Here is a 1,277-nt window from a genome sequence, read left to right as displayed (position 1 = left end):
TATAATGTTCACAAATAGTTGGACACAAAATCCAGAAAATAAGATAAACTATACACATGAGTAAAAAACGACGAACCTGGACCCCTGAGGAAAAAGCAACCATCGTACTGGAAATCCTCAGAGAAGAAAATACGTTAGCTGAGATCGCAAAAAAGCATGAAGTATCTCAGCAATTGTTAAGCCGTTGGAAAACCGAATTTATCGCCAATATGTCAGCCGTCTTCAATAAGAAAAATGAAGATGTGGACAAACTCAAACAGGAGCATGAAGATGAAAAGGAGCTGCTCGTAAAGAAAATAGGCGAATTAACACTGGATGTCGATTGGCTTAAAAAAAAACAAATTCAAATCTCTCAAATGAAGAAAAAAGAGCGTTAATTGATTGGAAGCACACTTCCTTAACCATAAAAAAACAGTGTCAACTTCTGATGCTATCGCGATCGACAGCTTATCATGTACCTGTAGATGTTTCGCCATCCAGGGATGAAATCAATATTAAAAATGCCATTGATCGTATTCATTACGAGGAACCTGCCTTTGGCGTCAGACGAATCCGGAATGAACTGCATAAACAGGGTTTTCATAACGTGGGCAGACGTCTTGTCAGACGTTATATGATGGAAATGGATATTGTCTGTTTCTATCCCGGCCCTAATCTGAGTAAGCGGGCCAAAGCTGCAAAAACCTATCCCTATCTGCTGAGAAATCTGGAAATTGACCGACCGAATCAGGTGTGGTCGATTGATATTACTTATATTGGAACTCCAAATGGATTTGTGTATTTAACCGCTATTATTGACTGGTATTCCCGCTATATTGTGGGATACACCATCAGCAACACCCTGCAAACCGATATGGTCACCCGTGTTATAAAAAAAGCCGTTGAAACCTATGGCGCGCCTGAGATTATTAACAGTGACCAGGGCAGTCAGTTTACGTCAAATGCCTATATTGACCTGATTAAAAGCTTCAAAACAACTAAAATCAGCATGGATGGTAAAGGCCGTGCTACCGACAATATTGCCATTGAACGGTTTTTCCGATCATATAAATGGGAACGCCTGTATTTGCTGTACCCGGAAACCGTTACTGAAGTGAAAGCTATGACAAAGGAATACATCGCTAAATATAACCACAAGCGTGGTCACCAACGATTCGATTACAAAACACCGGCAGCTGTATTCTATGAAAATATGGCATTGGCTGCCTGATCAAAATGCGAAAGGAGATTTATCTAAATATTTCTGATTTCGTGTCTTGACAAGCGTGTACATTATA

The 1,277-nt window shown here is 39.9% G+C and carries 1 protein-coding gene; it reads left to right on the top strand.

What is annotated here, in order from left to right; genetic code table 11:
• The first annotated feature begins 56 nt into the window (after positions 1–56).
• Positions 57–1,210, top strand: a protein-coding gene (locus BLW33_RS13905; RefSeq protein WP_090310077.1) for an IS3 family transposase whose coding sequence is annotated in 2 segments (ribosomal slippage) — positions 57–339 and positions 339–1,210 — 1,155 coding nt in all. Because the reading frame shifts where the segments join, the coding sequence is not laid out codon by codon here.
• Positions 1,211–1,277 lie beyond the last annotated feature (67 nt).

It is taken from the genome of Eubacterium aggregans (genome assembly GCF_900107815.1).
In the GTDB taxonomy this organism is placed as follows: Bacteria; Bacillota; Clostridia; order Eubacteriales; family Eubacteriaceae; genus Eubacterium_O; species Eubacterium_O aggregans.
This window is presented reverse-complemented; position numbering and strand designations above follow the sequence as displayed.